The sequence below is a fragment of the Actinomycetospora sp. TBRC 11914 genome, assembly GCF_012933465.1.
Taxonomy (GTDB): domain Bacteria; phylum Actinomycetota; class Actinomycetes; order Mycobacteriales; family Pseudonocardiaceae; genus Actinomycetospora.
Genome location: NZ_JABBND010000001.1, coordinates 545,415 through 566,801, shown reverse-complemented (window position 1 = coordinate 566,801; position 21,387 = coordinate 545,415). Strand labels below are relative to the sequence as shown.

Below are 21,387 nucleotides of genomic sequence, written 5' to 3'. Positions count from 1 at the left end.
TTCCCTCCGAACCCCCGCCGGGGTCGGGACGGACGGCCCGTGTCCCCGGGGCCCGCGGCGGAGCAGGCTGAGGGCGTGGACACCGCACGGATGACGGTCGGGGCGCCCGGACGGCCCCTGGACCGCTGGTGGTCGCTCCTGTTCGCCGTGTCCGGGGTCGCGCTGCTCCCGTGGATCGTGCTGCTCTACCTCTTCCAGCCCGCCGTGGCCGCCGTCGGGAACCTGGCCCTGGCCGCGACCGGGGCGTTGGCGGTGCTCGCGGTCGGGCTGCTGGTGAGCGCCGCGCTGACCCTCGCCCGCTCGCGGTACCTGGCGATGATCAGCACCGCGACCGCCACCCTCGCGCTCTGCGCCGGCTTCTTCCACGTCGTCACGGGGACGGCGGACAATCCGCGGGCCGCCGCCTTCGCCACCGTGGTCGTCGTCGGTCCGGTCGCGGTGCTCGGCATCCTCGTCGCCCGCCACGGGGCCCGGCCGCGCCGCCGGGGCACCGACCGACTGATCGCGGTGCTGTTCGTGCTCGGCGCCGTCGCGACGGTGCTCGCCTGGGTCCGGGCCGCCTCGATGGGCTTCGACGCGCAGTACGCCCACCACCTGAAGATCGCCTGGATCGCCCTCGACGTCGCCGAGGCGGGCGCGCTGCTCCTGACCGCCGCCGCCCTGTGGCAGCACCCCGCGCGCGTCCCCGCCGCGGCCGCGGTGACCGGCACGCTGCTGTGCTCCGACGTGTGGTTCAACGTCGTCGGCGCGACCGGGGAGGCACGGACCAACGCGATCCAGATGGCGTTCGTGTCGATCCCGCTGGCCGTCGCCGCCCTCTGGGTCGGCGTCCGCGAGATCCGTCAGGCCCGTCAGGCCGAGTGAGCCAGGGCCACCCCGGCGTCGCGCATCTCCCCGACGGCGCGCTCGGTGGTCTCCGGCAGCACCCCCGCGGTCAGGTCGAGCAGCACCGTCGTGGTGAAGCCCTCGCGCACCGCGTCGAGGGCGGTCGCGCGGACGCAGTGGTCGGTGGCGATGCCGCACACCTCGACGAGGTCGACGTCGCGGGCGCGCAGCCAGTCGGCCAGCGTCGTCCCGGTCGGCGACGCGGCCTCGAACGCCGAGTAGGCCGCGGTGCGGTGGCCCTTGGAGAAGACCGCCTCGAGGCGGGCGACGTCGAGCTCGGGGTGGAACGCGGCACCGGGCTCGCCGACGCGGCAGTGCACCGGCCAGGTGTCGACGAAGTCCGGGGTCTCGGAGAAGTGCCCACCGGGATCGTCGTGGTAGTCCCGGGAGGCGACGACGTGGGCGTAGCGGCCGTGCTCGGCGTCGAGGTGCGCGGTGATCGCCGCCGCGGTCGCCGCCCCGCCGGCCACCCCCATCGAGCCGCCCTCGCAGAAGTCGACCTGGACGTCCACCACGATCAGCGCGCGGGCCACGACCCGAGCGTAGTCAGCCGCTCACCCGGGCGCGCGGATCAGTCGAGGAAGGTGGTCGGGATCGCCGGCTCCCCGCGGGAGAGCTTGAGCCCCTCCCACGGGATCGCGACGAGGTTGGCGCGCAGGCGCTCGCGGGCCTGCTCCAGCGTCGACCGGACGCCGACCGGCTCGCCGCTCTTGACCAGGTCGACCGGCACCACGCGGTCGTGCTCGCCGACGTCGACGGCCTGGTCGAGCCGGTGCACGACCTCCTCGGTCGCCGTCCCGGTGGGCTTGTGCCGGCGCACCGCGGACTTCGCCCCGCCGCGCGACTCCTTCGACGACGACCGCTTCGCCACCGGCCGCCCCTCGACCTCGACGAGCTTGTAGACCATGCCCGCGGTCGGGGCGCCCGAGCCGGTGACCAGCGAGGTCCCGACGCCGTACGCGTCGACCGGCTCCGCGCGCAGGCCGGCGATCGCGTGCTCGTCGAGGTCCCCGGAGAGCACCACCCGGGTCGAGGTGGCCCCGAGGGAGTCCAGCTGCGCCCGCGCGCGCTGGGCCATGACGCCGAGGTCGCCCGAGTCGATCCGCACCGCGCCGAGCCCGGGGCCGGCCACGCGCACCGCGGTCTCGATGCCCCGGGTGATGTCGTAGGTGTCGACGAGCAGGGTGGTCCCGACGCCGAGGGCCGCCACCTGCGCGGCGAACGCCTCCTCCTCGCTGTCGTGCAGCAACGTGAACGCGTGGGCCGAGGTACCCGTCGTCGGGACCCCGTAGCGCGCGGCGGCCTCGAGGTTGGACGTGGCGTCGAAGCCCGCGAGGTAGGCGGCGCGGGCGGCGGCGACGGCCGCCTCCTCGTGCGTGCGCCGCGAGCCCATCTCGATGAGCCGGCGGCCGTTCGCGGCCGTCGTCATGCGGGCCGCGGCCGAGGCGATCGCGCAGTCGTGGTTGAGGATCGAGAGGACCAGCGTCTCGAGCAGCACGCACTCGGCGAACGTCCCGGTCACCGAGAGGACCGGCGACCCGGGGAAGTAGAGCTCGCCCTCGGGGTAGCCGACGATCTCACCGGCGAACGGCGACGACGCCAGGTGCTCCAGCGTGCGCTCCGAGATCGCGCCGGTCGCGCGCAGCGCGTCGAGCTCCTCCGCGCCGAAGGCGAACCGCCCGAGCGCGTCGAGCAGCCGCCCGACCCCGGCGACGACGCCGTAGCGGCGGCCGTGCGGCAGGCTGCGGGCGAAGACCTCGAAGGTGCAGCGGCGGTGGGCGGTGCCGTCGGCGAGCGCCGCGTCGAGCATGGTCAGCTCGTACTGGTCGGTCATCAGCGCCGTACCGCTCGTCATCCGTCCAGCCTAGGGGGCGGGCGCGTGCACGCAGTGCCGCGGAGCTGAGACGATGGGGGCATGCGCGTGCACGTCGGACAGGGTGGTCGGGGAGGCGGCCCGGTCACGCGGCTGTCGGCTCCGGCCGAGCCCGCGACCTCCGTCGAGGAGCTCCCCGACGAGCTCGTCGACGCCGACACCCCGTGGCAGACGATCGTCTGGAACGACCCGGTGAACCTCATGTCCTACGTGACGTGGGTGTTCCAGAAGCTCTTCGGCTACGACAAGGCCAAGGCCACCGCGCTGATGATGGACGTGCACCACAAGGGCCGGGCGACCGTGTCGTCGGGCAGCCGGGAGAAGGTGGAGGGCGACGTCGCCAAGCTCCACGCGGCCGGGCTGTGGGCGACCATGCAGCGGGCCTCGTAGGCCGTGCGCGCCTGGAGACGCCACGGCCGTGGCGAGCGGGCCCGCTACGTCGCCGTCCTCGACCAGCCCGAGGCCTCGGTGCTGCGCGGGCTCGTCGGGCAGGTCGACGACATGCTCGCCGGCCGGGCCGACGCGTCCCCCGCCGACGAGCTCTCCGCGCTCACCGGCATCCGCACCGGGCCGTCGACCCCGCCGGACGACCCGGTGCTGGCGCGGCTGCTGCCGGAGTTCCACCGGCCGGACGCGGACGGCGACGCCGGCGGGGGCACCGACGGCGCCGCCCTCGCGGCCGCCCTCCGCTCGGTGCGCGAGCCCGAGCTCATCGAGGCCAAGCGCGAGGCCATCGCGACGATGCTCGCGTCGCTCCCCGGCGGTGGGGGCCGCGTCGAGCTGACCGCGCCACAGGCCGAGGCGTGGCTGACCGCGGTGAACGACGTGCGCCTCGCGCTGGGCACCGCGCTCGAGGTGAGCGAGGACATGCCCGAGCAGCTCCCGCCCGACGACCCGCGCGCCGACCACCTGCCCGTCTACCACTGGTTGACCTGGCTGCAGGACTCGCTGGTCACGGTGCTGCTGCGCTGACGTGGGGTGCGGCCCACGTCGCGCTGACCGCGCCCGGCCCGCCACGTAGGGTGGACGCCGTGCTGGTGATCCGTGCCGATCTCGTCGAGGAGATGGTGGCGCACGCGCGCCGTGACCATCCGCGCGAGGCGTGCGGCCAGCTGCTGGGCCCGGAGGACACCGACCGGCCCGAGCGCTACGTGCCGATGACGAACGCCGACGACGCCGAGGCCCGCGGCAGCGACTACCGGTTCGACTCCCGCGAGCAGTTCGAGGTGTACAAGCAGGCGACGGAGAACGACGAGGAGACCGTCGTCGTCTTCCACTCGCACACCCGCGTGCCACGCCGCCCGCTGACCGACTCGGGGCTGCCCGAGGCGTACCCGTCGGTCAAGGACATCGAGTACATGGGCCTGCAGCCCGGTGTGCACTTCGCGATCGTCGCCCTCACGGGTCCCGACGCCGAGCCCGACCTGCGGTCGTTCCTGCTGGACGCCGAGGGGCGGGTCGTGGAGGACGAGGTCCAGGTGGTGGAGCGCTACATGCTGTCCCACACCGGCGCGGACGACGTGCCGGACAAGGGCTGACCGACCTCTCCCGCGACGGTCCCGGAACAACGGGTACCCGTGCGACGCTTGCCACGAAGAGAACGACGCCCTCGAGAACGCACCCGAGCACCACCAGGAGGAAACGCCGTGTCCGCCACCGTCTCGATCCCGACGATCCTGCGCACCCACACCGGCGGGGAGAAGCAGGTCAAGGCCGACGGGTCGACGCTGCAGGAGGTCATCGCCGACCTGGAGGCGAACCACCCCGGCATCAAGGACCGCCTGGTCACCGACGGCGCGCTGCACCGCTTCGTCAACGTCTACGTCAACGACGAGGACGTGCGCTTCGCGGGTGGTCTGGACGCGCAGGTGCCCGACGGTGGCACCGTGACGATCCTGCCCGCGGTCGCCGGCGGCCGCTGAGCCCTCCCGCCGCCGGACCCCCACCACGGTCCGGCGCGGGACGATCCCCTTCTCCTGGAGCACCCGATGGCGCGGTACGACTCCCTGATCGACGCCCTGGGCGACACCCCGATCGTCGGTCTGCCCTCGTTCTCGCCCGCCCCGCACGTGCGGCTGTGGGCCAAGCTCGAGGACCGCAACCCGACCGGGTCCATCAAGGACCGTCCCGCCCTGCGCATGATCACCAAGGCCGAGGAGGAGGGGCTCCTCACGCCGGGCTGCACCATCCTCGAGCCGACGTCGGGCAACACCGGCATCTCGCTGGCGATGGCGGCCAAGCTCAAGGGCTACGAGATCGTGTGCGTCATGCCGGAGAACACCTCGGCCGAGCGGCGCCAGCTGCTCGAGATGTACGGCGCGCGGATCATCTTCTCGCCCGCCGCGGGCGGCTCGAACCAGGCCGTCGCCACGGCGAAGGAGATCGCCGCCGAGCACCCCGACTGGGTCATGCTCTACCAGTACGGGAACCCGGCCAACGCGCTCGCGCACTACGAGGGCACCGGCCCGGAGATCCTGCGCGACGTCCCGACCATCACGCACTTCGTCGCCGGCCTCGGCACCACCGGCACCCTGATGGGCACCGGGCGCTACCTGCGCGAGCACCGGCCGGACTGCCAGATCATCGCCGCCGAGCCGCGCTACGGCGAGCTCGTCTACGGGCTGCGCAACATCTCCGAGGGCTTCGTCCCCGAGCTCTACGACCCCGACGTGCTCACCGGGCGCTACTCGGTCGGCGCCCACGACGCGCTGCGGCGGACCCGCCAGCTCGTCGAGCAGGAGGGCATCTTCGCGGGCATCTCGACCGGCGGGATCCTGCACGCCGCGCTGGCCCAGGCCGAGAAGGCCGCCGGCGGCGACGACGAGGCCGACATCGTCCTCGTCGTGTGCGACGGCGGGTGGAAGTACCTGTCCACCGGCGCCTACTCCGGCTCGCTCGAGGAGGCCTCGGAGGGGCTCGAGGGCCAGCTCTGGGCCTGAGTTCTCCTCACACCCGGGAACGCCTCCCCGGCGTACCCTCAGCCCTGTGACCAGCAGCGCCGTGGTGTCGAGCAAGCCCCGGGTGTTCCCGGCCCACCCGCTGCGCGCGGCGATCGGCATGGCGCTGTTCCTGGCGCTGCTGTGGGTCGTCGAGGCCGTCGACCAGTTCGTGTTCGGCGGCTCGCTCGACCAGGACGGCATCGTCGCGCGCCAGGTCGACGGGCTCGACGGGATCCTGTGGGCCCCGCTGCTGCACGTGGGCTGGGAGCACCTCATCGCGAACTCGGTGCCGTTCTTCGTGCTCGGCTTCCTCGTGCTCGCCGGCGGCCTCGGCCAGTTCATCGCGGTCACGGCGCTGGTGTGGCTCCTCGGGGGCTTCCTGACGTGGCTGACGGGGTACGGGGTGACCGTGGGCGCGTCCGGGGTGATCTTCGGCTGGCTCGCGTTCCTGCTCTTCCGCGGCGTGTTCGCCCGCTCCGCGAAGCACATCGCCCTCGCCGTCGTGCTGCTCCTGGTCTACGGCGGCGTGCTCTGGGGAGTCCTGCCGGGCACGCCGGGCGTCTCCTGGCAGGCGCACCTGTTCGGGGCGCTCGCGGGCGTCCTCGCGGCCCGCCTCGTCGCCGCCGCGGACCGCCGCGCACGGCCCGGCAGCCCTCCCACCGGTCCGGTGTCGCCCTCTCCGATCGGCCCGTAGGGTGCGGCCGTGGAATTGATCGTCCTGGGGTGCTCGGGCAGCGGAGCCGGACCCACCTCACCGGCCTCGGGCTACCTCGTCCGCACCCACGGGACGACCCTCGTGATGGACCTGGGCAACGGCACGTTCGGGACGCTGCAGCGCCACATGGACCCGTTCGACCTGGACGCCGTCGTGCTCTCCCACCTGCACCCCGACCATTGCGCCGACGTGTCCGGCCTCGTCGTGCACCGCCGCTACCACCCCGACGGCCCGGGGAAGGTGCTGCCGCTGCACGGGCCGAGCGAGTCGGAGGTCCGCCTCGCGGTCGCCTACGCGCCGTCGTCGGACGAGCGCGTCGCGACCGACCTCACCGACGTCTTCGACTACCACCTCTTCGCCGACGGCCCGGCCGGCGTCGGCGACATCGCGCTCTCCAGCGCCCCCGTCGACCACCCGTGCGAGGCCTACGGGGTGCGCCTCGAGCACCAGGGCCGCACGCTCGTCTACTCCGGCGACACCGGGCCGTGCCGCAGCCTCGTCGAGCTCGCCGCCGGCGCCGACGTGCTGCTGTGCGAGGCCACCTGGACCGACTCGCCCGACCGCCCGCCCGGCGTCCACCTCTCCGGCACCCAGGCCGGGCAGGTCGCCCGCGAGGCGGGGGTGGAGCGGCTGCTCATCACCCACGTCCCCGCCTGGTACGACGGCGAGGACCTCCTCGCCGAGGCGCGGGCCCAGTTCGACGGGCCCGCCGAGCTGGTCCGGCCGGACGCCCACTACACCGTCTAGATCGACCGGACCCCCGGGTCTCTAGGGTGGACGCCCGTGGCACGCAGCGACGGCAGGTCCGACGACGAGCTCCGCCCCATCGAGATCCGCCGGGGGTTCCAGCAGCACCCGGCCGGGTCCGTCCTGGTCTCCTTCGGCAACACCCGGGTGCTGTGCGCGGCGAGCGTGACCGAGGGGGTGCCGCGCTGGCGCCGTGACTCCGGGCTCGGCTGGCTCACCGCCGAGTACGCGATGCTGCCCTCGGCCACCCACACCCGCAGCGACCGCGAGTCGGTCAAGGGCCGCGTCGGCGGGCGGACGCACGAGATCAGCCGGCTCGTCGGGCGCTCGCTGCGCGCGGCGATCGACCTCAAGGCGCTCGGCGAGAACACCATCCAGCTCGACTGCGACGTGCTCCAGGCCGACGGCGGCACCCGCACCGCCGCGATCACCGGCGCGTACGTGGCGCTGGCCGACGCGATCACGTGGCTGGGGGCGAAGAAGAAGCTGGCCGACCCGCAGCCGCTGTCGTGCTCGATCGCCGCGGTCTCGGTCGGCGTCGTCGACGGCCGCGTCCGGCTCGACCTCCCCTACGACGAGGACAGCCGCGCCGAGGTCGACATGAACGTGGTCGCCACCGACGCGGGCACGCTCGTCGAGGTCCAGGGCACCGGGGAGGGCGCCACCTACACGCGGGCGACGCTGGACGCGATGCTCGACTCGGCGCTGGCGGGCATCGCCCGGCTCACCGAGATCCAGGCCGCCGCGCTCGCCGAGCCCTACCCGGGGGAGCTGCCGTGAAGGTCCTCCTCGCGACCCGCAACGACGCCAAGCTCGCGGAGCTCCGGCGGATCGTGTCGGGCCTCGCCGTCGAGGTGATCGGCCTCGACGAGGTGGAGCCGTTCCCGGAGGCCCCGGAGACCGGCGCGACGTTCGCCGAGAACTCGCTCGCCAAGGCCCGCGACGCGGCCGCCGCGACCGGCATGCTCGCCGTCGCCGACGACTCCGGCCTCGCCGTCGACGCCCTCAACGGCATGCCGGGGGTGCTCTCCGCGCGCTGGTCCGGGTCGACGGGGGAGCGGCGGGACAAGGACGCCCGCAACCTCGCGCTGGTGCTGGACCAGATGGCCGACGTCCCCGAGGAACGCCGGGGCGCGGCGTTCGTCTGCGCGGCCGCCGCCGCGCACCCGGACGGGCGCGAGGTCGTCGTCACCGAGCAGTGGCCCGGCCGGCTCATCCGGTCCCCGCGCGGGCTCAACGGCTTCGGGTACGACCCGGCCTTCGTGCCCGAGGGCGAGACCCGGACCTCCGCCGAGATGTCGCCCGAGGAGAAGGACGCGGTCTCGCATCGAGCCCGGGCGTTCCGCGCGCTCGCGCCGAAGCTGCAGTCGCTGCTGTCGGGCTGAGCACCCGTGGCCGACCAGTACTTCGCCGAGCAGCCGACGGCGCCGTCCGCGCCGGAACCGGCGCGCCTCGACGTCGCGGGCCTCTCGCTCACCGTGACGACCGACGCCGGGGTGTTCTCCCGCGGGCGGCTCGACAAGGGCACGCGGGTGCTGCTGGAGCACGTCCCCGAGCCCGAGCGGGGCGGCGACCTGCTGGACCTCGGCTGCGGGTGGGGACCGATCGCGCTGTGGCTCGCGACGGTCCGCCGCCGGTCGACGGTGTGGGCGGTGGACGTCAACGAGCGGGCGCTGTCGCTCGTGCGGCAGAACGCCGACGCGGCGGGCCTGTCGAACGTCCGGGCGTGCCGGCCCGACGAGGTGCCCGACGACGTCGTGTTCGCCGGCATGTGGTCCAACCCGCCGATCCGCTCGGGGAAGGCGGCGCTGCACTCGCTGCTCTCCGAGTGGCTGCCGCGGGTCGACGGGCCGAGCTACCTCGTCGTCGCGAAGAACCTCGGCTCCGACTCGCTGGCGCGGTGGTTGGGCGAGGAGGGGTACACGGTGTCGAGGGTGTCGTCGAACGCGGGGTTCCGGGTGCTCGAGGTCCGGTCCTCCCGGGAGGGGTGAGGGTGTGCTCGCCGTCGAACGCCGTGGCGCGGGGCGTCCGGTGCTGTGCCTGCACGGCTGGCCGGGCGGGGTGTCGGACTACCGCCTGCTGACGCCGCTACTGGTCGACGCCGCCGACGTGGTGGTGCCCCACCTGCCCGGCTTCGGGGAGTCGTTCCGCCCGGGCGACGAGCTCCGCCCGCCGTCGGACTTCTCGCGCGAGGCGATGGTCGACGCGCTCGTCGAGGTGGTGGAGACGCTGGCGCTCGAGCCGGCCGTCGTCGTGGGCTACGACGTCGGTGTGACGACGGCGATCGCGCTGGCCCGCGCGGTGCCCGAGCGGGTGCGGGCGCTCGTCGTCGGGAACGCGCTCGCGCCGTCGGCGTTCGTGCCGGCCGCGCTGGACCTGCGTCGCCGCGCCGAGTTCTGGTACCAGGACTTCCACCAGCTCGAGCTGGCCACGCGGCTGGTCGACGGCAACCCGACGGCGGTGCGGACCTACCTCGAGCACTTCTGGTCGCACTGGGGGAACCGGCCGGATGCGGTGGTGGACGAGGACCTGGTGGAGGCGTACTCCCGGCCGGGGGCGTTCACCGCGTCGCTGAACTGGTACCGGTCGGGGTCGTCGACGCTCTACGGGGCGCTGGCGATCGCGGAGGGTGGGCCGCTGCCGTCGCCGGTGGACGTGCCGGCCACGGTGGTGTGGGGCGCGCAGGACCCCCTGTTCCCGCCGGAGTTCGCGCTGCAGGTGACCGAGCTGCTGCCGCGGGCGCAGGTACGGGTGCTCGACGACGTCGGACACTTCACCCCGATCGAGGCGGTGGCGGAGATGGCGGAGGCGGTGCGGGACTTCCTCTGAGCCCGGGCTCAAGTGGACGTCCACGGTCGTCATCCGAGCCGTGAGGGTCCACTCGGTGCGGGGCTCGTCGTCGAGTGGACCTTCACGGCTCTCCCGGCTGCCCTCCGAGCCCACTCGACGCCTCGTCGTACGGTGTAGCCCAATCAGCCGGCGTAGCCCAAAGGCAGGAGGCACACCCCTTAGGAGGGTGACAGTGTGGGTTCGAATCCCACCGCCGGCACTTACAGCTTCAGATCGCGCAGCAGCCGGCCCACGTGACCGGTCGCCTTCACCCCGTACTGCGCGTCCTCGATCTTCCCCTCGGCGTCCACCAGGAACGTCGAGCGGATGACGCCGACCGAGGTGCGGCCGTACATCGTCTTCTCGCCCCACGCGCCGTAGGCCTGCATCGCCGTCTTGTCCGGGTCGGAGAGCAGCGGGAAGGTCAGGCCCTGGTCGGCGCGGAACTTGGCGAGCTTCTCCGGCTTGTCGGGCGAGATGCCCACGACGGAGATCCCGGCGTCGTTGAAGGTCGCCAGGTTCTCGGTGAAGTCGCAGGCCTCCTTCGTGCAGCCCGGCGTGCCCGCGGCCGGGTAGAAGTACACGATGACCCGGCGTCCGCGGTAGTCGGCGAGAGACACCGTCTCGCCCGTGTCGGAGGTGAGCGAGAACTCCGGGGCGGCGTCACCCGGGGTCAGGCGGTTATCGGTGGCCACGGGCGGGCAGGATACCGCTGGCATGTGATCGCCGACCGTGCGGCGCGTCGACCCGGCGCGCACACGGACGCGGCGTGACGATGCGGCCACGATGGGCACCAGCACGCACCAGGCTGCGTCGACGACGAACCACCAGCCGGGCACGGCGCGGCCGGACCGGACAGACGAGGGAGGCTCCGTGGCACGCGACCCGGACACCATCGAACGGGAGATCGAGCAGGCGCGGGAGGCTCTGGCCGGGGCGCTCGACGAGCTCTCGGAGCGGGCGAGCCCGCAGCGGCTCAGCGAGCAGGGCAAGGAGATCGCGGCCGAGAAGTGGGCCGACCCGAAGATCAAGTACGGGGTGATCGCGGCCGGGGCGGTGCTCGGCCTCCTGATCCTGCGCAAGCTGCTCAAGTAGGCCACGACTGGCTGATCCGACGGCTGTGGGCGGGCGTCCCGAGGTGATAGGAACCTCGGGGCGTCCGCCCTTCGTCGTACCTGGACTGTTCGGAGGTCTCCCACCGTGTCGACGTCGTCGTCGCAACTCACCCCCGCGGCGCAGCGTTTCCGCGCTGCCCGCGACCTCCTCGTCGAACGCCAGACCGACTACGACGCGGCGCGCCGGGACTTCGCCTGGCCGGACCTCGACGAGTTCAACTGGGCGCTCGAGCACTTCGACGCGATCGGCCGCGACCCGTCGTCGGCGGACCGGCCGGCGCTGTGGATCGTCGAGCAGGACGGGAGCGAGGGGAAGTACTCGTTCGCGGAGATGACGAAGCGGTCCAACCGGGTCGCGAACTGGCTGCGCTCGCACGGTGTCCGCCGCGGCGACCGGATCATCCTCATGCTCGCCAACCAGGTGGAGCTGTGGGACACGATCCTCGCGGCGATGAAGCTCGGTGCGGTGCTGATCCCCTCGACGCCGATGCTCGGGCCGGCCGACCTGCGCGACCGCATCGACCGGGGCGCGGCGAAGCACGTCGTGGTGCGCGACGCCGACGTCGACAAGTTCGACGATGTGCCCGGCGACTACACCCGCGTCGCCGTCGGGCCCGCGACCCCGGAGGGGTGGCTCGACTTCGCCGAGGCGGACGGTGCCTCGGACGTCTTCGAGGCCGACGGCCCGACGAAGGCCTCCGACACGCTGCTCCTGTACTTCACCTCGGGCACCACCGCGAAGCCCAAGCTGGTGCAGCACACGCACGTGTCCTACCCCGTCGGGCACCTCTCGACGATGTACTGGATCGGGCTGCAGCCCGGCGACGTCCACTGCAACGTCGCCTCGCCGGGCTGGGCGAAGCACGCCTGGTCGAACGTGTTCGCGCCGTGGTGCGCCGAGGCGACGATCTTCATCTACAACTACTCGCGCTTCGACGCGGACACGATGCTGAAGACCCTCGTCGACCACGGCGTCACCACCTTCTGCGCGCCACCGACCGTGTGGCGGATGCTCATCCAGGCCGATCTCAAGGCGTGGACGGTGCCGATGCGCGAGCTCGTCGGCGCCGGCGAGCCGCTCAACGCGGAGGTCATCGAGCAGGTCCGCGACGCGTGGGGGCTGACGATCCGCGACGGGTTCGGGCAGACCGAGTCGTCGCTGCAGATCGCGAACACGCCCGGACAGCGGGTGAAGGACGGCTCGATGGGCCGGCCGCTGCCGGGCTTCGAGATCGCGCTGGTCGATCCTGTCTCCGGCGCCGTCGGCGACGAGGGCGAGATCTGTGTCGACCTGTCGAAGCGCCCGGTCGGCCTGATGGTCGGGTACGCCGACGACGACGAGCGCAACGCCGAGGTCATGCGCGGCGGCTACTACCACACCGGCGACGTCGGGTCCCGGGACGCGGACGGCTACATCACCTACGTCGGGCGCTCCGACGACGTGTTCAAGGCCTCCGACTACCGCATCTCCCCGTTCGAGCTCGAGAGCGTGCTCCTCGAGCACGAGGCGGTCGCCGAGGCCGCCGTCGTGCCCTCGCCGGACCCGCTGCGCCTGGCCGTGCCCAAGGCCTACGTCGTGCTCGCCAAGGGGTGGGAGCCGGACGAGAAGGCCGCGCGGGCCATCCTCGAGTACGCCCGCGAGCACCTGCCGGCCTACAAGCGGGTGCGCCGCCTGGAGTTCGCGGAGCTGCCGAAGACGATCTCCGGGAAGATCCGTCGGGTCGAGCTGCGGACGCGGGAGACCGACCTGCGCTCCGACCCGGCCGGGGGTGCCGCCCCTGAGGGGGAGTGGTCGGACGAGTCGCTGGGCCTGCGGTCGTCGTGACCTTCTCGTTCCCGGTCGTGCCGCGGTACGCCGAGATCGACCAGCAGAACGTGGTGTTCTTCGGGCACTACCTGACCTGGTGCGACGAGGCCTTCACGGCGTTCCAGACCGCGGTCGGCTACCCGTACCCGGCGATGATCGCCGACGGCGTCGACATCCAGATCGTGCACGCGGAACTGGACTACGGGGCGTCGGTGGCGTGGGGCGACGCGGTGTCGATCGAGGTGGAGAACGAGAAGGTCGGGACGACGTCGATGACGACGCGATTCTCGATCCGTCGGCGTGCGAGTGACGCGGAACCGTGGGCGGACGCGGTGACGGTGTCGCTGGTGCACGTGTGCGTGGACGCGACGTCGTTCACGAAGGTGCCGGTGCCGTCGCGGTTGGGTTCGGCGTTGGCGGGGTCGCGAGGGTGACGTGGTGCGGGACGACCGAGTCCTCGGGACTCGGTCGTCCCGCCGCTCTTTCGTCGTTCCGGCCCTGATGTGCGGTTCGGTCGTCTACGTTGCCGGTCATGAGTGCTCCGGTGCCGCCCGGTCCGGGGCCGGTGGCGCCGCCGGTCCAGGCGTCCGACCCGGCCCGCCTGACAAACGGGCAGGTGGTCCCGCGGCAGGTCGTGGAGATGCCGACGGGCGGGTCCTTCACCGTCGACCTCGAGCGCGCGCCCCAGACCCTCCGCGACCTCACGGCGGCCCGGGACGAGTTGCTCGATCTTGTGAAGCTCGCTCGCGCCCTCGGTCGCGTCGACCCAGGCGCCGGCGATCAAGTGAGTAGAGATGCTGCGACTCTTCTCGGCGCAGTAGCTGATGGCGGATCCGGATCCCTGTTGTCTGCCCTCGAGGCAGGCGCCATGCGTTTGGACCAACTGATCGGGGCCGTAAAGGCCGAGCTCCGCGCCTACCGGTCGTCTGAAGACACGACTCAAGGTTCGTTCGATGAGACTCGGTCGTAGCTACGTCGGTCTGGCTGTTCTCGTACTGGTCGTCGGTGGCTGCTCTCAGACTCAGACGGTAGTCGCACCAGCGCCGCCACCCACCACGACGTCGTCGCGATACGGCGCGCCGGCCGTGCCTCGGAGTCTCGACGTCGCGGCTGCCTCCGCTAGCCCCTGTCAGGCTCTGCTGTCGAGCAATGACAGGCGCGAACTCGGCGTAACCGGAGCAGGGACGGAGGACGAGGTCTTGGGCGCTAGGGGGTGCAAGTGGTCGGTTGGCGACCTGCAGCGGTTCAGTATCTCGGTCTACGACAATCGAGATCTTCTGGCGGACACGTATCGGGCACACCTCGACCCGATCTTCGTCCCGACGGAGATCCAGGGCTTTCCGGCAGTCAGGCAGAAGACCGGCCGCGGCGAACTGAACATCTGCACAGTGACGACCGGCGTCGCCGAGCGAGGCGCGCTCGACGTGCTGTGGCTCGGCGCCGGGCCTCCGACTCCGGAGAACGACGCGTGTGAGTTCGCCGAGCAGGCCACGGCCCTCGTGATTCGGAAGCTCCCGCCCCAGCGCTGACGACCGTGTCGTTAGACACGGTCGTCGCCGCCCGCTGACCCGGCATCTCGGGCCTTTCCGACCATCCGCCGAAGTAGATCCGGACTTCGGGGGCGTGTCGCCTCGATTCTTGGGCGTGTCGCTCCCGAAATCGCGATCATGCTCGAGGAGTACTCCCGCGTGGCGATGTACGTACGGCGTCACCGCCAGCGGTCGGCGTGGGTGGCGTCGGAGAGCGTGTCCTCCGGGAACTCCCGGTACCCGTGCGTGTCGTCGTAGGTAGCGCGCAGCGACGCGAACCCGCTGGTCAGGGCGGACCGCCAGGCGAGCTGCGAACACAGGCGCCGGTAGAGCTCGAGCGCGACACCCGGCTGGAGGTGGTGGTCGCTCGTCCTCAGCCGTAGTTCGAGGACGTAGCGCATGTCATCGAAGATCGATGAGTCACCGTCTGTCTCCGGATCCGGCTCCGCGTAGTCGTTGAGCTCGATGGTGCCGAAGACCGGGGCGGCCAACCCCGTCTGCTCGGGTTCCCCCCACACGTCGACGCCCGCTTCCTGCGACCGGGTGTGGAGCCGCAGCGTGTCGGCGAGCGTCGCCGCCGCCGTCTCGAGCGGTGAATCGACGTCGAAGAAGATCTCTTCCCAGTCCGACACGGCGTCCTCAGGGGTGGTGGATGCTCGATCCGTCGGCGAGGACGATACGGATCCTGCTCGGGAGGACGCTGCCGTGCGTCCGTGCCTCACCGAGGGCCCGACGGAGGCCCTTCTCCGCCGCCTCGCGGGTCAGGCCGCTGGCCCGACCGTCGAGGACCAGGTCGCCCCCGCCGTACTGGTCGAGCTGCTTGGCGGCGCGTCGGATCTCGTCCTTGACCGCGGTGTTCGTCGGCTTCCGGGGCCGCTTGAACTCGGTGTACGTGCCGGGATCGTCACGTCCTGCGCGGACCAGGGCGTCGGGGTTCTTGACGTCCCGCGCGTTCACCTCGGCGCGGGCGTGGACGCTCTTCCCCTCGGAGGCGAGGAGCTCGGCCGTCGGGCGCTCGTGGGCCTGGAAGGCGCGGGCGCCCGGGAGCTCGTGGACGCCGGGAGCGAACCGGCCGCCCTGGGCGCCCACGTTGGGCGGGTCGAGGACGGCGCGGATGCGGCCGCCGGGTGCACGGAGCGCGGAGAGGTCGCCGGCCGCGGTCCGCGCGATGGGGCCGACCGCGACGCCGCCCATCACGCCACCTCCCACACCGCCGAGGAGAGCGCCGCCGCCGGCGGACGCACCGAGCTCGCTGAACGAGAACCCGCTCCCGTCGAACACCCCCTCGCGGATCCCCTGGGTGGTCACGTCTCCCAGGACGCTCTCGCCCGCGCCGAACGCCGCCACCGTCAGCGCGCTCCCGGCGATCCCCGCGACGGTCGCCGAGAGCTCGACCCCGACCGCCGCCGCGGCCGAGACCAGCTCGGCGGTCACCGCCGCCGCGGCGACCTCCGTGAGGCCGCCGGTGACGATGGCCGCCACACCACCGGCGACGAGCAGTCCGCCCGCGACGGCGACGAGGTCCTCGATCTGCCGCTTCGCGTCCTCGACCGCGCCCGCGTACTCCCGCAGTGTGCCGGCGAGCCGGCGGGCGTCCGCGGCCTCACCACCGAGGGCTCCGTCCTGCCGGCCCCACGCCTCGGCCGCCGTGGCCGCGGCGTCGCCGCCCCAGCCTGCCGTCGTCGTGCGCCCGGCCGCGTCCCGACCGGCCGCCGACGCCGCGTCCACAGCGCCCGCGAGCCGGTCCCAGACGTCCGCCGCCTCGCGAAGGCGCGCCTCGTCCGCGGCCGGCCACCAGAGCCCGATCGTGGACGCGACCCGCGACGCCGCCCCGGTCACGACCGACCCGCGACGGCGTCGGCCGCGTCGTCGTCGCCCTCGGCGTACTGCGCCACCACGGCCCGCAACCCGTCACCGAACGAGGCCACCACGTCGACCGAGCGGCTGATCGCGGCGATGCCCTCGGCAGCCACGGGGTCGTACCGCGACGCGAACGCACGGCCCTGTTCGTCGTCCCCGCACACGTCGCCCAGCGCCGCGAGGTCGGCGCGCGCCTGCGCTACCGCGGTTCGCAGCGTCGCGGCGGCCTCGTCGAACGCGGCGGCCGGCGCGGCGAGGAGCTCGGGTCGCACCGCGAAGCCGTCCGCCACGGGCCCTCCTCCTCCGGTCGGCCCACGCTAACCGCGCGGACGCCGGCCCGGGCTCGTTCGCGGACTGTCGTCAGCGGCGACGCAGCGAGATCGGCAGCACCGCACCCCGCCGCAGTGCCGGCTCGTCGATCGAGCTCAGCGACGGGAACCGCGACAGCCGCGACGCCGCCAGCGCGACCGGGTCGTCCACCGGGTCCGGCCGGCCCGAGAGGTACGCCCACTCGTGCTCGTCCGAGCAGTAGGGCAGCACCGTCGGGAACACCTCGTCGAACCGCCCGACCATCCGTCGCAGGGTGTCGTTGCGCCACATCGTGGGGCAGCCGGCCTGCGAGCACACCGCCCCGCCCGGCGCGAGCACGGCGGCGCACCGCTGCAGGAACGGGGTGCCGTAGAGCCGGGCGTGCTGGGCGGGGTCGTCGACCTCGACGGGCTCGTCGGGCAGGTCCACGATCACGACGTCGTAGCGGTCCCCACGCCGCGCCGCGTCCGCGAGGAACTGCCAGCCGTCGGCGTAGTGCACGTGCACCGGTCCGGTGCCGGACTCCGCCGTCGCGAGCTCGTCCATCGTGTAGCCGTACGGCAGCAGCTCCGCGCACCGCCGGACGCACTCGGCGTCGATGTCGACGTGGTCGACCCGCCCCGCCCCGGCCGCCACCGCCAGCTGCGACACCACGCCCTCGCTCGAGCCGACCACCAGCACCCGCTCCACCGAGTCCGCCAGCAGGAGCGGCGGCACCGCGAGCGCTTCGTGGTAGGTGAGCTGGGTGGCCTCGGTGGACTGCCGCTCGCCGTCGCAGAAGAGCGAGATCCCCTGCGCGGTGCGGGCGACGATCATGTCCTGCCAGGCGGTCCGGCCGCGCCAGAGCACCTCGTCGACGCGCCACCGGCGCCGCATCCCGGCCGCGAGCGGCTCGTCGACCTCGCGCTGCCCGACTGCGTCGGGGGCGAGGCCGGCCCCGCGCGCGACGATCTGCGCCCGGACCTCGACCGCGCCGACCTCGCGCCCGAGCACCTCGACGATCCGCTCCGGGTCGGCGTGCTCCCCGCAGGTGAAGACGTCGACGAACGCGGCGCCGGCCTCCGGGTAGGCGTGCACCGACGCGTGCGACTCGGCGAGCAGCGCGAGCACCGTCGTCCCCTGTGGTTCGAAGCGGTGGGTGACGACGTCGAGGGTGGTCGCCCCGCCGTCGTCGAGGGCGGTCCGCAACGCGCGCGCGACGGCGGCGTCGTCGGCCAGGACCGCGGCCGGGACGCCGCGCAGCTCGGCCAGCACGTGCCGCCCGGCGAAGGACGCGGCGGGGGAGGGACAGGCGACGGGGCTGGTCAATCGGTCTCCTCGGGGGTGTCGTCGGGGGTCCGGCGGATCACGGTCGGCAGCGGCGGCAGGCCGTTGAACCCGACCGAGGCGTAGCTCGAGGTGTAGGCGCCCGCACCGAGGAACTCGACGACGTCGCCGGGGGCCAGGTCGAGGGGGAGCCGCACCTCGGTGTCGCGGTAGAGGACGTCGTCGCCGTCGCAGGTCGGACCGGCGAGCACGACCGGGCCGGACGCCGCGCCGGGCGGGTGCCCCGGGGTCCGCAGCCGGTACACGATCATCTCGCCCTCGGTCTCGGCGAGGCCCTGGTAGCGCCCGACGTCGAGGTAGACCCACCGTCGGCCCGCCCGTGCGGTCACCAGGACGACCTCGGAGACCAGCACGCCCGCCTCGGCGACGAGGGCCCGGCCCGGTTCCGCGACGAGCGCCGGCCGCCAGGTCCCGACGCCGGGCACCTCGGCGTGGGCGGCCAGGGCGCCGCGGATGGCGCGAGCGCAGGTCGAGAGGTCGGGCACGGGACCGGACGCGTGCACCGTCGGGAACCCGCCGCCGAGGTCGAGCTCGGCGACGGGGGCGCCGAACCGCTCGACCGCCCGGGCGGCCGCGGCGATCCCCCGACGCCAGGCGTCCGGATCGGTCTGCTGCGACCCGGGGTGGAAGCCCAGGCCGTGCGGGCGCAGCCCGGCGTCGCGGGCGCGCGCCAGCAGCGCGGCGGCCTCGTCGGGGGTCACCCCGAACTTCCCCGCGAAGGGGGTCGCCGAGCCGGTGTCGTCGGCGCCGAGCCGGACGGTGACCGCGGCCCCCGGGGCGAGGCGGGCGAGGAGGTCGACGTCGGCGGCGGCGTCGGTGGTGAAGCGGTGCACCCCGGCGGCGACGGCGGCGCGGACGTCGGCGGCCTTCTTCACCGGGTTGCCCCAGCTCAGCCGCGCCGGCGGGAAGCCCGCGCGCAGGCAGGCGTCGAGCTCGCCGACGCTCGCCAGGTCGGCGCTCGCGCCCGCCGCGGCGAGCAGCGCGAGGACGTCCGGATGCGGATTCGCCTTGACGGCGTAGGCGGGCTCGGCGTCGGGCAGAGCGTCACGGAACGCACGGTAGGAGCGGGTCACGACGGCGAGGTCCAGCTCCAACCGGGGACTGGTCGCCACCCGATCGGGCGCTCCGTCGGTCGCGGCGACATCACGAACGTGCGTCGGCACGGACCGCGGTGCACCCACGGCCTCCATCGTGCCCCGTCTGCGCGAGGAGAAATCCCGAACGCCTGACTCGGGACCTGCCCGACGCGTACCCTTTCGGATCTCCGGGGCCGGTGGGCCCGGAGGAGGCGGGTCGGGGAGAAAGCGGGACAGGTATGCCTTCGGGCTCCCTGAACGGATGGGGGACGGACCGCCGACGACGGCGGTGGCCACGGTGGTCGGCCCGCAGCGTCGCGGTCACCGGACTGTTCGCGGTGGCGATCCTCGCGGCGGCGCTCGGCGTCGGCCGCACCGTCGTCGCGCCCGCTGGACCGGGCGACGCCGCCGGCGCGGCGGGGACCTCGCGCGCGCTCGCGAGCGACACCGAGGACGCGACGCCGCCGCCGGGCGCCGACTCCTCCCCGGGGTACGGCGCCGGCTCGGGCTACGGCCCGTCCGGCGGGACGGCCGGCGGCTCGACGCCGCCCGGGGCCGACCTGGGCGCGTCGCCGGCGCCCTCGGCCGGCGCGGCCGGGCGCGCGGCGCCGGACGCCGCGCCCGCCGACCCGGACGCGGCCGCGGGGTCCGACGACGCCCTGGCCCCGCCCCTGACGCCCATCCCGCTGCCGGGCGCCCGCCCGCTGGGCAGCGCACCCGCCCCCGCGTCGAGCACGCCGTCGGGCTGGGAGCCGCCGTTGGCGCCGGTCGTACCCGGTGCGCCCTCCTCCGCGGCGCCCGCGCCGTCGGCCGACCGGGCCGAGCCCGCGGCGCCCCTCGTCCCCATCGTCCCGTCGGGCGGGGCCGCGGCTCCGGCGGCGCCGACCGTGGCCGCCCCGCCGAAGGTCGAGGACGTCCCGGGCCAGGTGCTCGGCGGGGTCCTCCCGGACCGCGGCCGCGGCGAGGGTGGGGCGGCCGAGGCCGCGCCGAAGGCGGAGGAGCCGAAGGAGGCGCCGAAGAAGGCCGACGCCCCCAAGGCCGAGTCACCGAAGAAGGCCGACGCGCCGAAGGTCGACCTGCCGAAGGTCGACGTGCCGATCGGCGGCAAGGACCCGGCGGCGAAGGGCCCGGCCGCGAAGGGCGACGGGGCCGAGGGCGACGGCTCGAAGGGCGACGGCTCGAAGGGCGACGGCTCGAAGGGCGACGCGGGGGCCAAGGCCCCGAACCAGAAGACCCCGGACCAGAAGACCCCGGACCAGAAGACCCCGGACGTCGCGGTGCCCGCCGTCGCGCCCGAGGGTTGGCCGATTCCGATGCTGGGCCCGAGCAGCTCCGACCCGCCGTCGTCCTCGGCGTCCCCCGCGACCGCCGACCTGCCCGGGGAGGCGACCGCGACCGGCACCGGGTCGACCCTCGCGCCCGGTACCGGCGGCAGCGACTCGCCGCTCGCGCCGGGGAGCGGCGGGAACGCGCAGAAGCGGTCGGGCGACCAGCCGGAGGGCTGGCCGATCCCGACGCTGGGTCCGCCGTCCACCGACGCTCCCGCCGGGTCGTCCGACTCGATCACGACGACGACCGGCGCCGCCCCGAGCGCGTCGGCCGCCCCCCGCGTCACGACCTCGCCGGACGGCAGCCAGACCGAGACCGACCCGTCCACGGGCGTCGTCACCACGCGCGCCCGAACGGTCGACCCGTCGACGGGGTCGGTCACGACCCGCTCGACGCGCACCGACCCGTCGGCGAAGTCGCGGACGACGCAGACCACGACCCGCTCGGCCGACTCGTCGGCGGTCGAGGTCACGACGACCAAGGAGTCGACGGACGACTCCTCGGGCTCGAAGGCCAGCGACCCCTCGGCGTCGAAGGCGTCCACGGACTCCCCGGCGTCGAAGGCCACCACGGACGCGACGGCGGACAAGGCCACGGCGCAGTCTTCGGCGTCGAAGACGGGCCCGGCCGCGAAGTCGTCGTCCGCCGCGAAGTCGTCGTCGGCGGCGAAGTCCTCCTCCAAGTCCTCATCGGGCTCGAAGTCGGCGTCGGCCTCGAAGTCGGCGTCCACGTCCTCGTCGACGTCCGGCTCGAAGGGCGGCTCCACGTCGTCCTCCGGGAAGTCGACGTCCTCGGTGAAGACGAGCACGTCCAAGGGGTCGGACGGGTCCACCGTCCGCGAGACGACGACCTCGGACGGCGACGGCAACACCGTGACCCGCAAGAGCGTCACGAGCTCCGACGGCGGCTCGAAGACGACCTACACCGCGCAGTCGTCGGACGGGAAGAAGGCCGAGTACTCCGACACGGCGAGCCAGTCGTTCGCCGGGACGACGTCGGGCACGGAGGGGTGGTGGTCACGGCTCTGGGCGTGGTGAGGCCGGCCGTC

The 21,387-nt window shown here is 73.8% G+C and carries 26 protein-coding genes and 1 tRNA gene; 19 read left to right on the top strand and 8 right to left on the bottom strand.

Features of this window, described 5'->3' with window-relative positions; translation table 11 throughout:
• Positions 1-75: 75 nt before the first annotated feature.
• On the top strand, positions 76-864 hold the full coding sequence (locus tag HH311_RS02745; protein ID WP_169182020.1) for a hypothetical protein: 789 nt from the start codon (positions 76-78) through the stop codon (positions 862-864).
• Here HH311_RS02745 and HH311_RS02740 read toward each other — a convergent pair.
• Entirely contained in the window at positions 852-1,418 is a 567-nt protein-coding gene (locus HH311_RS02740; RefSeq protein ID WP_169182019.1) for an isochorismatase family protein, read from the bottom strand. The two genes, HH311_RS02745 and HH311_RS02740, sit on opposite strands and share 13 nt — an antisense overlap.
• 38 nt (positions 1,419-1,456) lie before the next feature.
• A complete protein-coding gene (locus HH311_RS02735) occupies positions 1,457-2,740 on the bottom strand; it encodes a nicotinate phosphoribosyltransferase (RefSeq protein WP_169182018.1) in 1,284 nt (427 codons plus the stop codon).
• Between the two features lie 111 nt (positions 2,741-2,851).
• Here HH311_RS02735 and clpS point away from each other — a divergent pair, with 111 nt between their 5' ends.
• From clpS to HH311_RS02675, 12 genes are all read left to right on the top strand, one after another.
• Entirely contained in the window at positions 2,852-3,148 is a 297-nt protein-coding gene (clpS, locus tag HH311_RS02730; RefSeq protein WP_396027420.1) for an ATP-dependent Clp protease adapter ClpS, read from the top strand.
• Positions 3,149-3,151: 3 nt separating this feature from the next.
• Positions 3,152-3,730, top strand: a complete 579-nt coding sequence (locus tag HH311_RS02725) for a DUF2017 domain-containing protein (RefSeq protein ID WP_169182016.1) — start codon at positions 3,152-3,154, stop codon at positions 3,728-3,730.
• A gap of 59 nt (positions 3,731-3,789) precedes the next feature.
• Positions 3,790-4,296 (top strand): Mov34/MPN/PAD-1 family protein, encoded by a 507-nt coding sequence (locus tag HH311_RS02720; RefSeq protein WP_169182015.1) that lies wholly within the window; start codon positions 3,790-3,792, stop codon positions 4,294-4,296.
• A gap of 108 nt (positions 4,297-4,404) precedes the next feature.
• Positions 4,405-4,680 carry a MoaD/ThiS family protein gene (locus tag HH311_RS02715; RefSeq protein ID WP_169182014.1) on the top strand — a complete coding sequence of 92 codons (276 nt, stop codon included), beginning with the start codon at positions 4,405-4,407 and terminating at the stop codon, positions 4,678-4,680.
• 66 nt (positions 4,681-4,746) lie between these two features.
• The gene (locus HH311_RS02710) at positions 4,747-5,697 is read left to right on the top strand and encodes a PLP-dependent cysteine synthase family protein (protein WP_169182013.1); all 951 of its coding nucleotides are present in this window, start codon (positions 4,747-4,749) and stop codon (positions 5,695-5,697) included.
• A gap of 46 nt (positions 5,698-5,743) precedes the next feature.
• The gene (locus HH311_RS02705; protein WP_396027413.1) at positions 5,744-6,391 is read left to right on the top strand and encodes a rhomboid family intramembrane serine protease; all 648 of its coding nucleotides are present in this window, start codon (positions 5,744-5,746) and stop codon (positions 6,389-6,391) included.
• A 9-nt stretch (positions 6,392-6,400) separates the two neighbouring features.
• Positions 6,401-7,159, top strand: a complete 759-nt coding sequence (locus HH311_RS02700; protein WP_169182012.1) for an MBL fold metallo-hydrolase — start codon at positions 6,401-6,403, stop codon at positions 7,157-7,159.
• Positions 7,160-7,195: 36 nt separating this feature from the next.
• Positions 7,196-7,939 (top strand): ribonuclease PH, encoded by a 744-nt coding sequence (gene rph, locus HH311_RS02695; protein WP_169182011.1) that lies wholly within the window; start codon positions 7,196-7,198, stop codon positions 7,937-7,939.
• Positions 7,936-8,544, top strand: a complete 609-nt coding sequence (gene rdgB / locus HH311_RS02690) for an RdgB/HAM1 family non-canonical purine NTP pyrophosphatase (RefSeq protein WP_169182010.1) — start codon at positions 7,936-7,938, stop codon at positions 8,542-8,544. The genes rph and rdgB overlap by 4 nt, the downstream gene beginning before the upstream one ends.
• 6 nt (positions 8,545-8,550) lie before the next feature.
• A complete protein-coding gene (locus HH311_RS02685; protein WP_169182009.1) occupies positions 8,551-9,150 on the top strand; it encodes a methyltransferase in 600 nt (199 codons plus the stop codon).
• Between the two features lie 4 nt (positions 9,151-9,154).
• Positions 9,155-9,988 carry an alpha/beta fold hydrolase gene (locus HH311_RS02680; RefSeq protein WP_169182008.1) on the top strand — a complete coding sequence of 278 codons (834 nt, stop codon included), beginning with the start codon at positions 9,155-9,157 and terminating at the stop codon, positions 9,986-9,988.
• A gap of 146 nt (positions 9,989-10,134) precedes the next feature.
• Positions 10,135-10,208: transfer RNA gene (locus HH311_RS02675), tRNA-Leu, on the top strand.
• A gap of 1 nt (position 10,209) precedes the next feature.
• Here HH311_RS02675 and bcp read toward each other — a convergent pair.
• On the bottom strand, positions 10,210-10,707 hold the full coding sequence (gene bcp, locus HH311_RS02670; RefSeq protein WP_169182007.1) for a thioredoxin-dependent thiol peroxidase: 498 nt from the start codon (positions 10,705-10,707) through the stop codon (positions 10,210-10,212).
• A 154-nt stretch (positions 10,708-10,861) separates the two neighbouring features.
• Here bcp and HH311_RS31280 point away from each other — a divergent pair, with 154 nt between their 5' ends.
• The 5 genes from HH311_RS31280 to HH311_RS02645 all read left to right on the top strand — a co-directional run bounded on the left by HH311_RS31280 (position 10,862) and on the right by HH311_RS02645 (position 14,439).
• A complete protein-coding gene (locus HH311_RS31280; protein ID WP_169182006.1) occupies positions 10,862-11,083 on the top strand; it encodes a DUF3618 domain-containing protein in 222 nt (73 codons plus the stop codon).
• Between the two features lie 105 nt (positions 11,084-11,188).
• Entirely contained in the window at positions 11,189-12,928 is a 1,740-nt protein-coding gene (locus HH311_RS02660; protein WP_169182005.1) for an AMP-binding protein, read from the top strand.
• Positions 12,925-13,344 carry a thioesterase family protein gene (locus tag HH311_RS02655; protein WP_169182004.1) on the top strand — a complete coding sequence of 140 codons (420 nt, stop codon included), beginning with the start codon at positions 12,925-12,927 and terminating at the stop codon, positions 13,342-13,344. Before HH311_RS02660 ends, HH311_RS02655 begins: the two co-directional genes overlap by 4 nt.
• Positions 13,345-13,442: 98 nt before the next feature.
• Positions 13,443-13,880, top strand: coding sequence for a hypothetical protein (locus HH311_RS02650; RefSeq protein ID WP_169182003.1), 438 nt, complete (start codon positions 13,443-13,445; stop codon positions 13,878-13,880).
• A complete protein-coding gene (locus tag HH311_RS02645) occupies positions 13,864-14,439 on the top strand; it encodes a DUF3558 domain-containing protein (protein ID WP_169182002.1) in 576 nt (191 codons plus the stop codon). The genes HH311_RS02650 and HH311_RS02645 overlap by 17 nt, the downstream gene beginning before the upstream one ends.
• A gap of 179 nt (positions 14,440-14,618) precedes the next feature.
• Here HH311_RS02645 and HH311_RS02640 read toward each other — a convergent pair whose 3' ends face one another.
• From HH311_RS02640 to HH311_RS02620, 5 genes are all read right to left on the bottom strand, one after another.
• Positions 14,619-15,071 carry a hypothetical protein gene (locus HH311_RS02640; RefSeq protein WP_169182001.1) on the bottom strand — a complete coding sequence of 151 codons (453 nt, stop codon included), beginning with the start codon at positions 15,069-15,071 and terminating at the stop codon, positions 14,619-14,621.
• A gap of 7 nt (positions 15,072-15,078) precedes the next feature.
• Positions 15,079-16,278 (bottom strand): hypothetical protein, encoded by a 1,200-nt coding sequence (locus HH311_RS02635; RefSeq protein ID WP_169182000.1) that lies wholly within the window; start codon positions 16,276-16,278, stop codon positions 15,079-15,081.
• Positions 16,275-16,589 carry a hypothetical protein gene (locus HH311_RS02630; RefSeq protein ID WP_169181999.1) on the bottom strand — a complete coding sequence of 105 codons (315 nt, stop codon included), beginning with the start codon at positions 16,587-16,589 and terminating at the stop codon, positions 16,275-16,277. The genes HH311_RS02635 and HH311_RS02630 overlap by 4 nt, the downstream gene beginning before the upstream one ends.
• Before the next feature lie 70 nt (positions 16,590-16,659).
• Complete coding sequence (gene speD, locus HH311_RS02625) at positions 16,660-17,916, bottom strand: adenosylmethionine decarboxylase (RefSeq protein ID WP_169181998.1); 1,257 nt, start codon at positions 17,914-17,916, stop codon at positions 16,660-16,662.
• A complete protein-coding gene (locus tag HH311_RS02620; RefSeq protein WP_312029897.1) occupies positions 17,913-19,046 on the bottom strand; it encodes an alanine racemase in 1,134 nt (377 codons plus the stop codon). The genes speD and HH311_RS02620 overlap by 4 nt, the downstream gene beginning before the upstream one ends.
• Positions 19,047-19,348: 302 nt before the next feature.
• On the opposite strand from HH311_RS02620, the gene HH311_RS30855 reads away from it, so the two are divergent.
• Positions 19,349-21,376, top strand: a complete 2,028-nt coding sequence (locus HH311_RS30855; protein ID WP_211189480.1) for a hypothetical protein — start codon at positions 19,349-19,351, stop codon at positions 21,374-21,376.
• The last annotated feature ends 11 nt before the right edge of the window (positions 21,377-21,387 follow it).

Bases quoted from the DNA above. Each gene is read 5' to 3' on its own strand.
- HH311_RS02735 (WP_169182018.1), bottom strand. From the start codon at position 2,740: ATGACGAGCGGTACGGCGCTGATGACCGACCAGTACGAGCTGACCATG.
- HH311_RS02650 (WP_169182003.1), top strand. From the start codon at position 13,443: ATGAGTGCTCCGGTGCCGCCCGGTCCGGGGCCGGTGGCGCCGCCGGTC.
- bcp (WP_169182007.1), bottom strand. From the start codon at position 10,707: ATGCCAGCGGTATCCTGCCCGCCCGTGGCCACCGATAACCGCCTGACC.
- HH311_RS02645 (WP_169182002.1), top strand. From the start codon at position 13,864: ATGAGACTCGGTCGTAGCTACGTCGGTCTGGCTGTTCTCGTACTGGTC.
- HH311_RS02710 (WP_169182013.1), top strand. From the start codon at position 4,747: ATGGCGCGGTACGACTCCCTGATCGACGCCCTGGGCGACACCCCGATC.